Genomic DNA, 14,898 nt, shown 5'->3' with positions numbered 1-14,898 from the left:
CTATTATCCTTCATACCGAGGAAAAGCAATTAATATATTAGTATCAGCTTCTTTAATAAGATTTATAAAAAAACAAATATAAAAATAACCACGAGTGCCATGTTCTTGTATCGCATTGATGTATCCTTCAGGAGTAACTTCTCCATAAATAGCACTTAATTTTTTGAATGTGTCAACCATATTTTCCAGGTTATCATCTACAACATCATATTCATCTAAATACATATACTCAAAATCCTTCAGTGTCATACAACAAATATCATCTTCGGAATTAAAAACTTCTTTACAAGCAGCTTGATAAGACTCAGCTTGCGTAAAGTATATTTGTACCGGCTCGCCTGATTCTGAACCCAAACATACTGATTCACTAAGAAGACATATTTTCTTAATTAGTGGATGAGAATACTTCGGATTTTCATATTCACTATTAGAATCCAAAAAATCGTAGTTTTTTTCTTTTTGTAGTTTTTGTTTTTCTTGCAAGGTTAGCAATAAAATAAATTGTGCTTCTAGTAAATTCCAAATCTCAAATTGATAATTAGTGTCTTTTAAGATAGGGTTGAGTTTAGTTATAGCTAGAGATGGATCATCAATAACTTGTAATGCTACTATTAGATATTTGCTATCGCCCAAAGTGAATTTCACTGAAACCCTGTTATCTATACAAGATAGCATTTAATATTTTTTATGGTAAAAACGTCTCTGGCAATATAGGATAGCTCTAACAATATTCCTTCAATGATATTCTGTGCTTCTGAAACTGACTTTATTATATTAATGCCTTCTTTATGTTCACAAGAATTGCTATACATTTCTTCTAAATAAATGGGAATAATTCTGGTTTCATCTAAAACAATAACATCTTCTTCTTTTTGGCTATTAAATGTTCCATCTCCAAATTGATTTTTTTTCTGGATATTTTCCAAGATATCTGCTATTTGTTCATCTGATAAGTTTGGATATTGCTGAAAAAACCCTAAATTACGGTAATAAGATATGACTGATACAAGCCATTGTCTAGTATTCATAGGAAATTGCTTCAATAGTTTTATTTATAAGTCACTCTATTCTATTAAACTTTAGTTATAGTTATAATACTGATGCTTATTGTGATCGCTGGTGTTAAGATTATGATTAAAATGCGATCGCTCATAGAAAACTCAGTTCTTGGTTTAATCTTCAATAATATCTTGTAAATTAACAATTAAATTAGGTAAGATTTGCTCTCCCGATAAAGTTAGTGGATTATTTAATATTTCTGGCTTTTCTTGTTGACGGTAAATTTCGACTTGTTTTTCGTCAGGATTAATTAACCAACCCAATTGAACACCACAATTCATATATTCTTCCATCTTATTTTGCAACTCATTAAGCTCATCGGTAGGAGACATTAATTCAATAACAAAATCAGGAGCGATCGGGGCAAATTTTCTTTTTTGCTGTTTACTTAAACTATTCCATTTAGCAAGAGTAATCCAACTGACATCAGGAGAACGTACTGCGCCATTAGATAATTTAAAACCTGTTGAAGAATCAAACACTATTCCCGAATTTTGCTGACGATTCCATAACTCGACTTGGAAAATTAAACTTGTATTGCGTTTACCACTTTCACTTCCTGTAGGAGACATAATAATTAGTTGACCTTGAGGATTAGTTTCTAATCGAGCTTCGGGATTTTCTTGACATAATTTTTCTAAATCTGTCTCGCTAATTCTGTCGATAAAGGGTTTGAGACTTAAGGTAACATTGGTCATAATAAAAAGAGTGAATTTTTCAATTAAACATAATATCTGTCTATATGATAATCATTACTCAAGAATACTCTGTAACTTTTTCCTAACTTTTCCACTCATTAATAGGGTTTTTGCTTCGTCAAATCCTGTTTTTAAATCAGCACAAACCCCACAACGCCAGAGGTAAAACCCACCGTTATAAATAGCTAAAGGCATCAATGGGTTATCTTTCCCCTGTAAGACTTGCTGCATTTGTTCTAAAAGTTTTTCTGTAGACTCTAAAGGAACATCTTTACCGCTTAAATCATAATCTTGGGGATGAAGGTGTAACCGTTGCCATTCAGGGTTATTACTAGGTTGATTTATGCCGATAATAGCGGTTCGACTTTGGGGTAAGTCACAACTACCTTCTAACCCTTTAACCGTGGTGAAATGGTGAAAATTTCTCAGTTTTAAGGTGTCTCTAAATAGGGTTTCTGTAGGAGGATGAACAAACCCAGACACAATATGAACTTGAGAAGATGAACAGGGAGACCACATTAATTCTAAAGTAGCTAAGGGGGGGCGTTTGCCGATTTGATCTCGATAAGGTACTAATTGCTGCGCTTCTGGAAAATGGTTAGGTAAATAGACAAAAGTTAAACCTGTTTTTTCTAACATTTTTTGACTTTCTTCGAGGGAAAGCTTAGCAAAATCAACCCCTAAACCTTGCCAAATATTGACCAAAGGAACCCCGTATTTAGTAGGCATGGCTTCTCCCCCATGAAGTACCACAGGAACCCCGACAGTGGCTAAAATCAAGGCGGTGAGGGTGGTTACAGGGGCAGTACGCGATCGCCCATCATAAGGAGTTCCCAAAACAGTAACAGGATAATCAAACTCAAGGTGATCAATGTCCAATTTTGGTCCTAATTCGGCGTAAGTATCTAACATTCCTGCTAATTCTTCAGGAGTCGGGCGTTTAATACGATGAACCATCAAAAACGCCCCTATCTGTGCAGGGGTTGCTTCTGCCAATAACATCAATTTCATGGCATCTGCGGACTCATTTCGGGTTAAATCTCTGCCCGTATGAACCCCGCTACCAATTTTTTTAAGATACTCTCTAAACGTATTGCTCATGCTTGATTTGACTCTATTTCCATTTTCTTATTTTACAGGACTAAGGGGATCATCTTAATAAAACTCATCATTATTGTTAAACATAAGATGATAGTATGGATTATTTGTTATAATAGTTTTGGTAAGATTAACTATAATTACTGGAGGAGTTGCTCACCACTGTGTTCACTACTGCGAAACCGACCCTATCCCAAACCTCGAACTCACTGCCTAAAAATTTATTTTCTGCTATAAATGAGCTTAAAAAAGAATTGAAAGCGGTTATTTTAGCTCATTACTATCAAGACCCTGATATTCAAGACATTGCTGATTATATCGGAGATTCCCTTGGACTTTCTCAGCAAGCAGCCACCACAGATAAAGAAGTGATCGTGTTTGCGGGGGTTCACTTCATGGCAGAAACTGCGAAAATTCTCAATCCTGATAAATTAGTTCTATTACCTGATTTAGAGGCAGGGTGTTCTTTAGCGGATAGTTGTCCTCCGAAAGAATTTGCCAAGTTTAAGACACAATATACTGATGCTATTGTTGTATCTTACATTAATTGCACCGCAGATATTAAGGCGATGAGTGATGTCATTTGCACGAGTTCAAATGCGGTTAAAATTGTTAATCAACTGCCTAAAGATCGTCCGATTATTTTTGGACCTGATCGCAATTTAGGACGATATGTTTCTCAACAAACTGGTAGAGATTTAATACTTTGGCAAGGAAGTTGTATTGTTCATGAAACCTTCTCAGAAAAGAAAATTGTTCAGCTAAAAATTGAACATCCTTCAGCTGAAATTATTGCTCATCCTGAGTGTGAAGAACCGGTTTTACGCCATGCTAATTATATCGGTTCAACCACTGCATTATTGAAGTATTCTCAGCAAAGTTCACAAGATAGTTTTATTGTGGCAACGGAACCAGGGATTATTCATCAAATGGAAAAAGAAGCGCCGAATAAAACATTTATTCCGGCACCAGCTATGAATAATTGTGCTTGTAATGAATGTCCTTATATGCGTTTGAATACGTTAGAAAAATTGTATTTATCCATGAAGTATAAACAACCAGAAATTATCATGGATGAATCTACACGAAAAGCTGCTTTAAAACCTATTCAAAGAATGTTAGAAATGTCTAAGTAAAGAGTCAGGAATCAGGAGTCGGGAGAAGTATAATAATATCCTATTTCCTGTTTCCTATTTATATTAAATTTAATAAAAAGTTGAAGCAATAATTTTATCAAAAATTGCTGTTATTCCTGATATTGATAATATAATGATTGAACGTTTAAATATTTGTTTTTTTTGTTGATTAATTTGATTGAAAGATTCTAGTTTTTCTTCCCAAGTATCAATAGTTGTTCTATCATTGTTACTCACTGTTACCTGTTATTTCTTCACTGTAAATAATAGTGCGATCGCGTCCTTGCGCTTTAGCTGCGTATAGGGCAAGATCAGCATGATGTACTGCTTCTTCTCCCGTCACCCCATGTTGAGGAAAATTAGCAACTCCAACCGACACAGTAACCGAGTTTAAATAATATTTTTGATAGCGAAAATTGAGACATTTTATTTTTTTTCTTAGTGCTTCTGCTCGTTGATAAGTATTTTCTAAGCTAGCGTGGGGAAAAATTAAAATAAATTCTTCTCCACCATAGCGACAAGCAATATCTGATTCTCGAATATTATTACTTAAAAATTGACCAATTTCCTCTAAAACTACATCGCCTAAACCATGACTATAATTATCATTAATTGGTTTAAAATGATCAATGTCCATTAAAATAACACCAATATTTGTCTTATATCTTTGGGATTTAGCAACTTCTTTGGTAAGAAATTCATAAAGATAACGACGGTTAAATAATCCTGTTAAAGAATCTCTGACACTTTGTTCTTTTAAGTCTTCTTGTAATTTTAAATTTGCCAAGGATAGGGTTATATAATCACTGACTGTTTCTGCTAAGTTTTCTGTTTCTGGCGTTAATTTGCTGAGGTTACTAGCACTAATATAAAGAATTCCTAGAGTTTTTCCTTGAGCAATAATAGGATAACATAACGTTGCTTTAGTAATTAAATTTGTTTCAACATGGGGGCAAAATAAGTGGCGATGTGTGACATCATTATAATGGGCTTTTCCTTGACGTAATGCCCAGCATTCACAAAATCTAAAGTCTTGTTTACTATTAAGAAAATCTCCAGAAGATGAAACTAAAGTAGCGAGAGTTTGCTGATTATTGAGTTGATAAATACCCAAAGAGCAATCAGGAAATAAGGGTTGAATTAAATCAGCTAAAATATTATAAGCTTCTTCTAAATTATTACAAACTTGTAAATATTGACTTACCCGACTTAATAGAGTTCTTTGTTGGTTTTGTTTAGCTAATTGTTCAACAATTTCTTTTAACTGTTGATTAGCCTTTTTAAGTTGAATTTCTGTTTTTTTTCTTTCTTGAATATCCTGAACAATTCCCATTAAATAATCAGGACGATTATCTTTTTTATTAATCATAGAAACTGTTAAATTGATCCAAACTAATTGATCATTGAATCCAATTAGTCTTTGTTCTAACGTAAATGTTTTAATTTGATTACTTAAAAGTCTTTTTAGCTGTTTTTGATAAAAGAGTAAATCTTCAGGAAACATAATTTCTTCTAGGGTTTTTTCTTGTAACTCTTCTGGTAAATAGCCTGTAATTTGAAAAAATTTTTCATTAAATCTTAGAAATTCTCCAACTAAGTTAATATGATAAATTCCGACTGCTGCTTGTTCAAACGTTGTTCTAAATCGTTGTTCACTTTGTTCTAATTGCCGACGTAATTTTACCCTTTCGATGGCTAAATATAATGATTTATGTAAAATTTCTGGAGTTAAATTATCTTTAATTAAGTAATCTTGTGCGCCATTCTTCATGGCCTCTACTGCAACAGTTTCGTTTCCAACTCCTGTTAATATAATGATAGCAAAGTAACTATAAAAAAATTGACTTTGTAATTGTTTCAAAAATTCTATACCATCTATGTCAGGTAAACGAAAATCTAAAAGAATCCCATCAACTTGAACTGTCTTTAAAATTTCTAATCCTTCCCTTCCTGATGATGCTTCTATTAACTGATAATTTTGGTCTTTTTGTTTGCTTAGATAGCGTTTAAAGATAAACCTATCTTCTTGATTATCATCAATAATTAATACGGTACAGGTTTGAGGAAACATACATCATAAAATCTATTTAGAAGCAAGAACAACAACATTAAACCAATAGTCCCAAATAATATGAATTGTTTTCTTTAAGAGACCAATATCCATTGGTTTTTGTATATAACTTTTTGCACCATGTTCATAACAAAAATTAATATCTTTAGGATTGTTAGAACTACTAAAAATTACAATAGGAATTTTTCTCCATTGAGGGTTTTCTGTGATACGGGTTAATATTTCTCTTCCGTCAATACCAGGTAAATTCAAATCAAGAATAATTAAAGAAGGATAGTTACTATTATAATCTTGAATAATAGAATCAATCTCTTGTAAAAATTGTAACCCTTCTTCCCCATTTCGACAACGTTTAAGTGAATGTTTTTGAAGAAAAGGTCGACTAAATCGTACAAAAGCGGTGAAATCTTCATCGCTATCTTCAACTAACAATACAAAGGATTTAGATACTAAATTTGACATTAAAATAACTGATAATTAGGTTAATGTAAAGTAAAAGGTGGTGCCTTGATCTACTATTGAATTAATCCAAATCTTTCCCCCATGACGTTCTATAATTTTTTGAACAATAGTTAAACCAATACCTGTTCCTCCTCCATATCTTTCAGGGGGATGTAATCGTTTAAATATTTGAAAAATCTTTTTTTCATGTTCAGGAGAAATCCCAATTCCGTTATCTCGAACATAAAAAATGAATTGAGAATAATTGAAATCATGTACTTCTTCATAAGGAAATTTTGATAACATTTCTTCTCTGTTGACATAACCAACTTCAATTATTTTTTCTTCCTTATCATTATATTTTATACTATTAGTAATCAAATTCATATACAAATCATGTAATCTTGCACTATCAGCTTGAATGATAGGTAGAGGACGGGGAATATTCAAGGTAACTGAGTTTTCTTCCCATCTTCCTTTGACCATATCTAATACTTGTTCAATCACTTCGTTGAGATCAACTTCTTCGGAGGAAAAATTAGCTCTTCCTAGTCGAGAATATTCTAGTAATGAGTCAAGAAGATTACTCATTTTTTTGCTTAAACGAACAAGGGTTTTTAACTGATAAACCCCATCTTCATCGATGCGATCGCTGTAATCTTCTAGAAGAAAGTTAGCATAATTATAAATTCCCCGCAATGGTTCTTTAAGATCATGGGAAGCAATGTAAGCAAAAGCATCTAAATCTTGATTTTTTTGTTGTAATTCATCATTCAATTTAGTTAATTTATTCATTTGTTTAAATCCCATTTCTAAAATAGATTTTCTCAGTTCTAAAGCTGTTTCGATTTCAATCGTTTGCCAAGGTAAAGATTTTCCATCTACAATTTCTTTCCACTGTTTAAAAGAATTTCTTGGATGTAATTTTTGATTTTTATCAACATAAACCAGTTTATTTCGACTACCTGCCCAATTTACAATTTGTTGTTCTTCTGGTCGAAACCATAAAATATATTGCCAAGGATTATTAGATAACTTCATGGCTAAAACACCGCTAGCGATGGTTTTATATTCTTCTGCTTTGGGATAAACTCCTGATAATTGGTTAGTGTAAAAAATTGGTTGTACATTACTATTTTGTATCCATCTAATTAATTCAACAACTTGTTCTTTTTCGGGACAATCACCAATAGTGCTATAAGTGTCTTCTAGATAAATTCCTAATCCTTTAGCATCAAATAAACCTAAAAAATCAGACTTATGTTGTACTAGAACTTGTAGAAAATTATCCTGTTTTGAAATTGATTGAACTAATTTATTTTCTTTACTTTGGATCTGTAGCTTATATCTAAAATCATTATTTTCAATAAGATTCGTTAATTCTAATATCAAAACTCTAGCAAATAATTTACAAGCCATTCTCACCCCAATACTTACCAATTTAGGAGTCTTATTATGACAAGCAATTAATCCCCATAGTTGATTATTCTTAACTAAAGAAATAGTCATAGAAGCAGCTATACCCATATTTTGTAGATATTCTAAATGAACAGGTGCAACCCCTCTTAAAATACAGTAACTAAGGTCTAGAGCTTCTTCTGTAATAGGATTATTATTCGGTAAAAATTTAACAGATTTATAATTAACATTAGGAATAAATCGTAACGGTTGTAAACTAAAAAGATGTCTAGATAAAGGAGGAATATCTTCAGCAGGAAAATGTAATCCTAAGTAAGACTCTATATCTGTAATTTTAGATTCTGCAACAACTTTTCCATGCCAATCATGATCAAATTGATAGATCATAACCCGATCAAATCCTGACAATTTGCGAATTTCTTGGGCAGAAATCTGACAAAGTTCTTGAAGGCTTAGATTATTATTAATTTGAGAAATAGAAAATTCACTCGCTTGGTAAAAATCAATCAGAGAAATTTCTTCTTGAGGAAAATACTTTTCTAACTCTAAAAATAAAACTTGATCATAACGATGAATATTCCCAATATAAAATAACTTTTCATTTTTATTATTACTCAAGCTTAACTCTAAACAATCAACCCCTTGAAAATCTTTTTTGTCCAAATATCTGAGAATTTTATCGATTTGATCTTGTCCAATGATAATACGTAAGGATTCAGGTGGCAAATATTGACAAACAGGCTGACTGCGCTAAAGTAACGGTATGAGTCAAACTGAACCAGGAGTACAGTTAAATCCAGACGAATTAAACCAACTGTCAAAATCTGGGTTGGTACAAATTATCTTGGCTCAACAGAAACTTATCGAGCAGCTACAAAAAGAAATAGAAAAATTAAAGCTCAGTCGTAATTTAGATAGCCAAACCTCATCAAAACCCCCATCAACAGACTTATTGAAAAAGTCTGAGAAGGCTAAAACAACTGAAGACGATAAGGATAAGAAAAGAAAACCAGGGGGACAACCTGGACATAAGGGAAAAACAAGGAAAGGCTTTGGGAGAATTGACAGAATTCAAATCTTGCAACCATCAATATGTAGTCACTGTGGTCAAACAGAATTATTAATAGAACCAGTGAAAGTTGATTCTCAGCAGGTAGCACAACTGGTAGATAAACCCATTGAGGTAGTAGAATATCATCGTCATCATTGTCGCTGTGGGCATTGTGGTGAAGTGACCAAAGCGAATTGGTCGCCCAAGACCGTCCCAGGACAAGATTTAGGAGTGAAGTTACAAGCTTTTCTGGGATGGTTAGGGAATTATGGACATCTACCTTATGAAAAGCAACAAGAGATGTTGTGGGAGTTAGGGCAAATTGAGATAGGTATGGGGACCATCGTAGCCACCAATCAACGAGTAGAAACAGCCATTAATCCGTCGGTTGAACAATTATCCAAGTGGGTCAAAGTAGAACAACCCCCAATTCATGTTGATGAAACACCCTGGCCAGTGAAGGGAGTCAAAGAATGGTTGTGGGTATTTACCAATCAACTTTTCTGCCTGTTTCGGGCTGCTGATACTAGGGGGCGTAAGGAATTAGAAGATCAGTTAGGCCATGAATATGGTGGTGTTTTAAGTAGTGATGATTTGGGAGTTTACAATGGTTATACTGTTGTTGCTCAACAGAAATGTTTGGCACATTTACGCCGTCACTTTCAGCGATTAATAAAAACTCCAGGTCAATATAACAAAACCATCGGTCAAACTTTTCTCAAATTAATTGATGAAGCTTTCCGTCATTATCGTATTTGGCAAAACGATAAGAATAGGCATGGTTATCAAGTTTGGGCAAGACAATTCAAAGATAAGATAAAGATAGCCACAGAAGAATGGAAGCCTAAAGCCGGTTATGAAGCCGGAAAACTTTTGCGAAACCTTCGGCAAAAGGCAGAGCAATGGTGGTATTTTCTGGAGCATCCAGAGATCCCCCCTGATAATAATCTTGCTGAAAGATCCTTAAGATTAGCCATCACGAAACGGAAAGTTAGTGGGGGTTCAAGAAGCATGGAACGATTTAAACAAACAGCTAACTTATTGACGGTTATTCAAACTTGTCGTCGTCAAGAACGTTCGGTGATTGATTTTTTCGAGAAGTCATTAATAGCCAAAGTCGGTCATCCGAATTGTTTGTTTCCTTCCCTAATTCCTAACTTCTAGACCTGAATCCTTACGATAATATTTAATTTTTTACCTAACAAATCGTTACAGGAAATTCCTAAATGAGTGTCAGTATTTTGACTCACCTGGATGATGATTAATTCTGGTTCTTTTAAAACCAATAAAATGCCATGAGGTTGAATACAACCTATCTTATGAGTTGAAAATTCTTGGTGAGAGTTATTCATTTTAGGATACAGTCCTTTTTCCTTAAGCCAAGATCATTTAGAGAATCAGTGATGTGCTAAAACTAGCAATCCTCGATTATCCAAACTAGCTTATTTAACTATCTAATACAATTTTCTGAACAATCTTGACAAAATCTTGACAACTATCGGTTACAACTAGGTAGAGTTCAGTGCAAAGCTTGATTTATTCAAGCTTTCGGCTAATTGTATAGACAATTTTACGGCTCATTTATTGGCATGATTCAAATCTATAAATATGATAAACACTTAAGCTTATGTAAAATCCAGGCATTAGATTGCTATCATAGATAGCTATATTACGTGAGGAGTCCTACTGATGAAAGTATTACTCGATGTCATTAAAACCCTATTGCTGATTAACGGAGCCGTTGTACTGCCTTCTTTCCTTCTCATTATGGCTCTCTATGAACAGCAGTCAACAAATCTAGCTGCAGCAGATGATGTCTCTTCAAAATTCCACCGGAATATTCAAGACGACACCCCTAAGTACCAGCAGAAACTTGAAAAACTCGAAGCCCAGAAAAACCAGCTACAAGCTAAGTTAGAAGCTTCTCAAAAGGCTAAAACTGTTACCCCAGTATTGGCGGCCAATAGTTCATCGGTTGAGGGTAATCCGACTAAAATGAGTCCTGTTTCTAGATATCAAACCCCAGTAAACCTATCTAAGTCTTCTGTGAACAGATCGGTTGAGACTAAGATAGCAACACCTTCCCAACCAAAAGCACCGCAGCAACCTTCGCAAAAATTAGTGGCGAATAATCCCTCAAAACCCACTTCTGCAAAAGCCAAGGTAACTGTTATTGAGGAGAAAAAATCCTTTGAATCGGTTTCTGAGGTTGATCTTATGGTCTACACCAGCATCATTGATAAGTTGTTTGCTGTTTATCAACCTTCTAACAAAGAGGTCAGCCAAATTGCTCCTGACGGTTTTGTCTCGGTGGCGGATTTGAATCAAACGAATCAACACCAAGCAAGATTAGCGTCTTATTCGATCGCTGCTCCTCAAGCAAAAACCCCCATAGACCAACCTATTACCTTAGCTAATGACTTATCTGTAGGATTAATTGTTGCAGATAATCGAAATGAACTGAATTATGGCACCAAAAACTATAAAAGAGTTCAAACCGCTATTCTTTCATTGCGTAAAGGTAACAGCCAAACCTTAGAAGAGGCAGCCCAAAAAGCTGGTATTGACCCAGATACTTTAAAGTGGTTAGCTCGCTATGGACAAAATCGCCCTGGTAGCTTTAATCCTCCCCAGATTAGCATGATTAATCAGGAATGACCCTTTAGGGTGTTGCTGATTGTTGCTTACCTTGTTTATTAAATTCCATCCATCAGCATCATGAAAATTTTAGTTGTCGAAGATGATGAAAACATTATCATTCCCATTGAAGAGTATCTTGACGAACAAAACTATATCGTTGAAATAGCGTCTGATGGGCAAGCAGCTAGAGAATTTCTAGATGTTTTCGATTACGATCTCATCGTCTTAGATATCATGTTGCCAAAACTCGATGGGATTTCTTTATGTCAGCAACTACGAGCCAATGGTTGTAAGACACCAATTTTGATGTTGACAGCTAGAGACACCATCAAAGATAGGGTGAAAGGTCTTGATGCAGGTGCTGATGATTATTTAATCAAGCCTTTTGATCTCGAAGAACTCTCAGCAAGAGTCCGTGCTTTACTCCGTCGAGGAGAAACCTCCTTACCACCTATTTTAAGTTGGGGAGAGTTATGTGTTGATCCAAGTAGTTGTGAAGTAACCTATCAACAACAAGTATTAAGCCTCAGTCCAAAAGAATATCGTCTGCTAGAGTTTTTTTTACGCCATCCCCGTCGTATGTTTAGCCGTTCGCAACTTCTCGATCATCTTTGGGCTATGGATCAAATTCCTGAAGAAGCTACCGTTAAAGCCCATATAAGTAGTTTACGTCAAAAGCTAAAAACGGCCGGACTTGAATCGGATGTCATTGAAACAGTATACGGCTTGGGATATCGCCTTAAAGAGTTTCCATAGACTGTCGTAAATGAAGCTGAGATTCTGATGAGGTATGACTAATGTTTCAAAATGCACGCTTCCGTCTCTTATTATCTTATTTATTGGTAATGGAAGGGATCTTAATGATTTTCGGTGGAAGTATCTATTTTTCTTTTATTCGCCAAGAATCGAAACAACTAGATAATAAATTGATGGCTTTGGCTGAAGTTGTCGCGCCAACCTTCAGTAAAATTCAATATCAAGATGCCTCTTTGTTGCAACAGTTGAATAATGAACAACTTTTTGATCCAGAAAGCCAATCGATAGAGTGGTTTGATCATAACAAAAATCTTTTATGGCATCAAGGGTCATTAGAAGTTTCTTCTCAACCTGAACCAGGCTTATTTACGCTGGCTTCTCAACAAGATAATTCTGAAGTTCGTAGTGTTACTTTGTCTGTTGCGGTTAATGCTTCGGTTCATAGTCAACCTTATTCACAAGGTTATGTTCGTATTAGTCAATCTTTAGAAGACTTAGAAGCATCACAACATCAACTCCTTTTAATCTTATCTCTCAGCGCGATCGCTGCTTTTACTTTAGCTGCTGTGGGGGGGTATTTTTTAACGGATACCGCCGTTAAACCTATTGAAGAAGCTTATGACAAGCAACAGCAGTTTACGGCTGACGCATCCCACGAACTGCGAGGCCCTTTAACCGCTATTAAAGCTTCTATTGATATCATGCGTCGTCACCCAGAGCGTTTTCAAGAAAAGGATAATAGAAAGGTGGGAGCGATCGCTAATGCAACGGAGCAGATGACTCGTTTGGTTGAAGATTTATTATTTTTAGCTCGTGCAGAAAAAAAAACGACTAAGTCTAATCCTGAATATAGTTCTATTTGTCTTAATGATTTATTACAAAAATTAATTGATTTACTTGAACCATTAGCAGCAGAAAAAAATATTACTTTAAATTATCAGGTTTTTGATGAAGTTTTTGTCATGGGTAATCCCGATCAATTAAACCGTTTATTTTCTAACTTAATTTATAATGCCCTAAATTACACCTCTGAAAAAGGTTTGGTTTTAGTTCGACTTGTTCAACATAACCAGCTTGTTAAAGTCGCTATCGAAGATACTGGCGTTGGCATTGCAGAAGAAGATTTACCCCATGTTTTTGATCGCTTTTGGCGTGTTGATAAAGCTCGTCATAATAGTGGGGGAACTGGGTTAGGATTATCGATTGCTCAAGCGATCGCTTACTCCCATCAAGGAAAAATTACCGTTAAAAGCAAGTTAGGAATTGGTACTTGTTTTCAAGTTTCTTTACCTATTTTAAACCATAAAGAATAGGAAAATCCTTGCAATTATTTAGGTTGAAATCGGGGATCGTGAGCTAATATGAAATAATTATGATAAAATTATGATAAGATTATGAGATAAAATCAAGCAATTTTGCAATGATACCCATATTCTTTTCACGGGGTATTGTCTTCACACTGAGTTTGACCTTAGGGGTTGGGTTAATTAGTTGTACTTCGAGTGAAGTTACCGCTCCTTCAACTCAAACAGACAATACCGAAACGACAGAGTTAGCTGCTGATAATCAGGGAAAAAAGAAAGTCTTAACGACTTTTACCGTTCTAGCAGACATGGCTCAAAATGTAGCAGGGGATAAATTAGACGTAGAGTCGATTACTCGCGTTGGCGCAGAAATTCACGGTTATGAGCCAACTCCCAGTGATATTACCAAAGCTCAAAACGCTGACCTCGTCTTATACAATGGGATGAATTTAGAGCGTTGGTTTGAGCAGTTTTTAGGTAATGTCGATAATGTTCCGTCGGCGCTTTTGACAGAAGGAATTGAACCCATTCCCATTGCAGAAGGTCCCTACACAAATAAACCCAACCCCCATGCTTGGATGTCCCCTAAAAACGCTTTAGTTTATGTGGAAAATATTCGTAAAGCATTTGTAGAACTTGACCCCGACAATGCTCAGACTTACAACGCCAATGCTGCTGCTTACAGCGAAAAACTCAAAGCCATTGACGAGCAACTACAAGAAGATTTAGAGCAAGTACCTGAAAATCAGCGATATTTAGTGAGTTGCGAGGGAGCATTCTCTTATTTAGCCCGCGACTACAATTTAAAAGAAGTTTATATGTGGCCGATTAACGCTGAACAGCAGTTTACTCCCAAACAGGTCAAAACCGTTATTGATAAGGTGAAAACGAATAAAGTTCCTACTGTGTTCTGTGAAAGTACCGTCAGTGACGAGGGACAAAAACAAGTAGCCAAAACCACTGGCTCTCGGTTTGGAGGTAACCTTTATGTTGACTCCCTTTCTACCGAAGAAGGGCCAGTGCCTACTTTCTTAGATTTGCTCGAATATGATGCTCGTGTTATCTCTAACGGGTTACTCGCTGGTAGTAAGACTCAATAAGTCCCTGTTTGAATCAAGGAAGTGTAACTTCAGACAGGTTTAATACCAATTTACATTTTTTAAGATAATGAATGAGATTTATGTCCCACCACTTATAGCACTACACATTATGGTTCGGAGATTCA

The 14,898-nt window shown here is 35.1% G+C and carries 15 protein-coding genes; 6 read left to right on the top strand and 9 right to left on the bottom strand.

The window, feature by feature from the left end; genetic code table 11:
• Nucleotides 1–3 precede the first annotated feature (3 nt).
• The 4 genes from CY0110_RS07160 to CY0110_RS07145 form a co-directional block, all read right to left on the bottom strand.
• Entirely contained in the window at nt 4–645 is a 642-nt protein-coding gene (locus CY0110_RS07160) for a hypothetical protein (protein WP_198139116.1), read from the bottom strand.
• Between the two features lie 14 nt (nt 646–659).
• A complete protein-coding gene (locus CY0110_RS07155) occupies nt 660–1,028 on the bottom strand; it encodes a hypothetical protein (RefSeq protein ID WP_008274700.1) in 369 nt (122 codons plus the stop codon).
• Between the two features lie 144 nt (nt 1,029–1,172).
• On the bottom strand, nt 1,173–1,757 hold the full coding sequence (locus tag CY0110_RS07150; protein ID WP_008274699.1) for a Uma2 family endonuclease: 585 nt from the start codon (nt 1,755–1,757) through the stop codon (nt 1,173–1,175).
• Between the two features lie 54 nt (nt 1,758–1,811).
• The gene (locus CY0110_RS07145; protein WP_008274698.1) at nt 1,812–2,858 is read right to left on the bottom strand and encodes an anthranilate phosphoribosyltransferase family protein; all 1,047 of its coding nucleotides are present in this window, start codon (nt 2,856–2,858) and stop codon (nt 1,812–1,814) included.
• A gap of 161 nt (nt 2,859–3,019) precedes the next feature.
• On the opposite strand from CY0110_RS07145, the gene nadA reads away from it, so the two are divergent.
• The gene (nadA, locus tag CY0110_RS07140) at nt 3,020–3,991 is read left to right on the top strand and encodes a quinolinate synthase NadA (protein WP_008274697.1); all 972 of its coding nucleotides are present in this window, start codon (nt 3,020–3,022) and stop codon (nt 3,989–3,991) included.
• A gap of 69 nt (nt 3,992–4,060) precedes the next feature.
• Here the strand turns inward: nadA and CY0110_RS29870 are convergent, their stop codons facing one another.
• The 4 genes from CY0110_RS29870 to CY0110_RS07125 are packed head-to-tail and all read right to left on the bottom strand — an operon-like array spanning nt 4,061 to nt 8,648.
• On the bottom strand, nt 4,061–4,228 hold the full coding sequence (locus tag CY0110_RS29870; RefSeq protein ID WP_008274696.1) for a hypothetical protein: 168 nt from the start codon (nt 4,226–4,228) through the stop codon (nt 4,061–4,063).
• Nucleotides 4,221–6,062: a diguanylate cyclase gene (locus CY0110_RS07135; RefSeq protein ID WP_008274695.1), complete on the bottom strand. Its 1,842-nt coding sequence runs from the start codon at nt 6,060–6,062 to the stop codon at nt 4,221–4,223. The genes CY0110_RS29870 and CY0110_RS07135 overlap by 8 nt, the downstream gene beginning before the upstream one ends.
• 12 nt (nt 6,063–6,074) lie before the next feature.
• Nucleotides 6,075–6,524, bottom strand: a complete 450-nt coding sequence (locus tag CY0110_RS07130; protein ID WP_008274694.1) for a response regulator — start codon at nt 6,522–6,524, stop codon at nt 6,075–6,077.
• A 15-nt stretch (nt 6,525–6,539) separates the two neighbouring features.
• On the bottom strand, nt 6,540–8,648 hold the full coding sequence (locus CY0110_RS07125; RefSeq protein ID WP_008274693.1) for an ATP-binding protein: 2,109 nt from the start codon (nt 8,646–8,648) through the stop codon (nt 6,540–6,542).
• Between the two features lie 37 nt (nt 8,649–8,685).
• Between CY0110_RS07125 and CY0110_RS07120 the strand changes: the two genes are divergently transcribed.
• Entirely contained in the window at nt 8,686–10,137 is a 1,452-nt protein-coding gene (locus CY0110_RS07120) for an IS66-like element ISCysp3 family transposase (protein WP_008272619.1), read from the top strand.
• Here CY0110_RS07120 and CY0110_RS07115 read toward each other — a convergent pair.
• Nucleotides 10,134–10,325 (bottom strand): phytochrome family protein, encoded by a 192-nt coding sequence (locus CY0110_RS07115; RefSeq protein ID WP_008274692.1) that lies wholly within the window; start codon nt 10,323–10,325, stop codon nt 10,134–10,136. The two genes, CY0110_RS07120 and CY0110_RS07115, sit on opposite strands and share 4 nt — an antisense overlap.
• Nucleotides 10,326–10,662: 337 nt before the next feature.
• On the opposite strand from CY0110_RS07115, the gene CY0110_RS07110 reads away from it, so the two are divergent.
• From CY0110_RS07110 to CY0110_RS07095, 4 genes are all read left to right on the top strand, one after another.
• On the top strand, nt 10,663–11,631 hold the full coding sequence (locus CY0110_RS07110; RefSeq protein ID WP_008274691.1) for a hypothetical protein: 969 nt from the start codon (nt 10,663–10,665) through the stop codon (nt 11,629–11,631).
• Nucleotides 11,632–11,691: 60 nt separating this feature from the next.
• Entirely contained in the window at nt 11,692–12,369 is a 678-nt protein-coding gene (locus CY0110_RS07105) for a response regulator transcription factor (RefSeq protein ID WP_008274690.1), read from the top strand.
• Between the two features lie 41 nt (nt 12,370–12,410).
• Nucleotides 12,411–13,682, top strand: coding sequence for a sensor histidine kinase (locus CY0110_RS07100; RefSeq protein WP_008274689.1), 1,272 nt, complete (start codon nt 12,411–12,413; stop codon nt 13,680–13,682).
• 107 nt (nt 13,683–13,789) lie between these two features.
• Nucleotides 13,790–14,773, top strand: a complete 984-nt coding sequence (locus tag CY0110_RS07095; protein WP_035798775.1) for a metal ABC transporter substrate-binding protein — start codon at nt 13,790–13,792, stop codon at nt 14,771–14,773.
• Nucleotides 14,774–14,898 lie beyond the last annotated feature (125 nt).

The organism is Crocosphaera chwakensis CCY0110 (assembly GCF_000169335.1).
In the GTDB taxonomy this organism is placed as follows: domain Bacteria; phylum Cyanobacteriota; class Cyanobacteriia; order Cyanobacteriales; family Microcystaceae; genus Crocosphaera; species Crocosphaera chwakensis.
Note: the sequence above shows the minus strand (reverse complement) of the source record. Positions and strands in the feature narration are given on the sequence as shown.

What these genes read in the sequence shown, in the direction of transcription:
- CY0110_RS07155 (WP_008274700.1), bottom strand. Translation starts at nt 1,028, where the DNA reads ATGAATACTAGACAATGGCTTGTATCAGTCATATCTTATTACCGTAAT.
- CY0110_RS07150 (WP_008274699.1), bottom strand. Translation starts at nt 1,757, where the DNA reads ATGACCAATGTTACCTTAAGTCTCAAACCCTTTATCGACAGAATTAGC.
- CY0110_RS07145 (WP_008274698.1), bottom strand. Translation starts at nt 2,858, where the DNA reads ATGAGCAATACGTTTAGAGAGTATCTTAAAAAAATTGGTAGCGGGGTT.
- CY0110_RS07135 (WP_008274695.1), bottom strand. Translation starts at nt 6,062, where the DNA reads ATGTTTCCTCAAACCTGTACCGTATTAATTATTGATGATAATCAAGAA.
- CY0110_RS07130 (WP_008274694.1), bottom strand. Translation starts at nt 6,524, where the DNA reads ATGTCAAATTTAGTATCTAAATCCTTTGTATTGTTAGTTGAAGATAGC.
- CY0110_RS07120 (WP_008272619.1), top strand. Translation starts at nt 8,686, where the DNA reads ATGAGTCAAACTGAACCAGGAGTACAGTTAAATCCAGACGAATTAAAC.
- CY0110_RS07115 (WP_008274692.1), bottom strand. Translation starts at nt 10,325, where the DNA reads ATGAATAACTCTCACCAAGAATTTTCAACTCATAAGATAGGTTGTATT.
- CY0110_RS07110 (WP_008274691.1), top strand. Translation starts at nt 10,663, where the DNA reads ATGAAAGTATTACTCGATGTCATTAAAACCCTATTGCTGATTAACGGA.
- CY0110_RS07105 (WP_008274690.1), top strand. Translation starts at nt 11,692, where the DNA reads ATGAAAATTTTAGTTGTCGAAGATGATGAAAACATTATCATTCCCATT.
- CY0110_RS07100 (WP_008274689.1), top strand. Translation starts at nt 12,411, where the DNA reads ATGTTTCAAAATGCACGCTTCCGTCTCTTATTATCTTATTTATTGGTA.
- CY0110_RS07095 (WP_035798775.1), top strand. Translation starts at nt 13,790, where the DNA reads ATGATACCCATATTCTTTTCACGGGGTATTGTCTTCACACTGAGTTTG.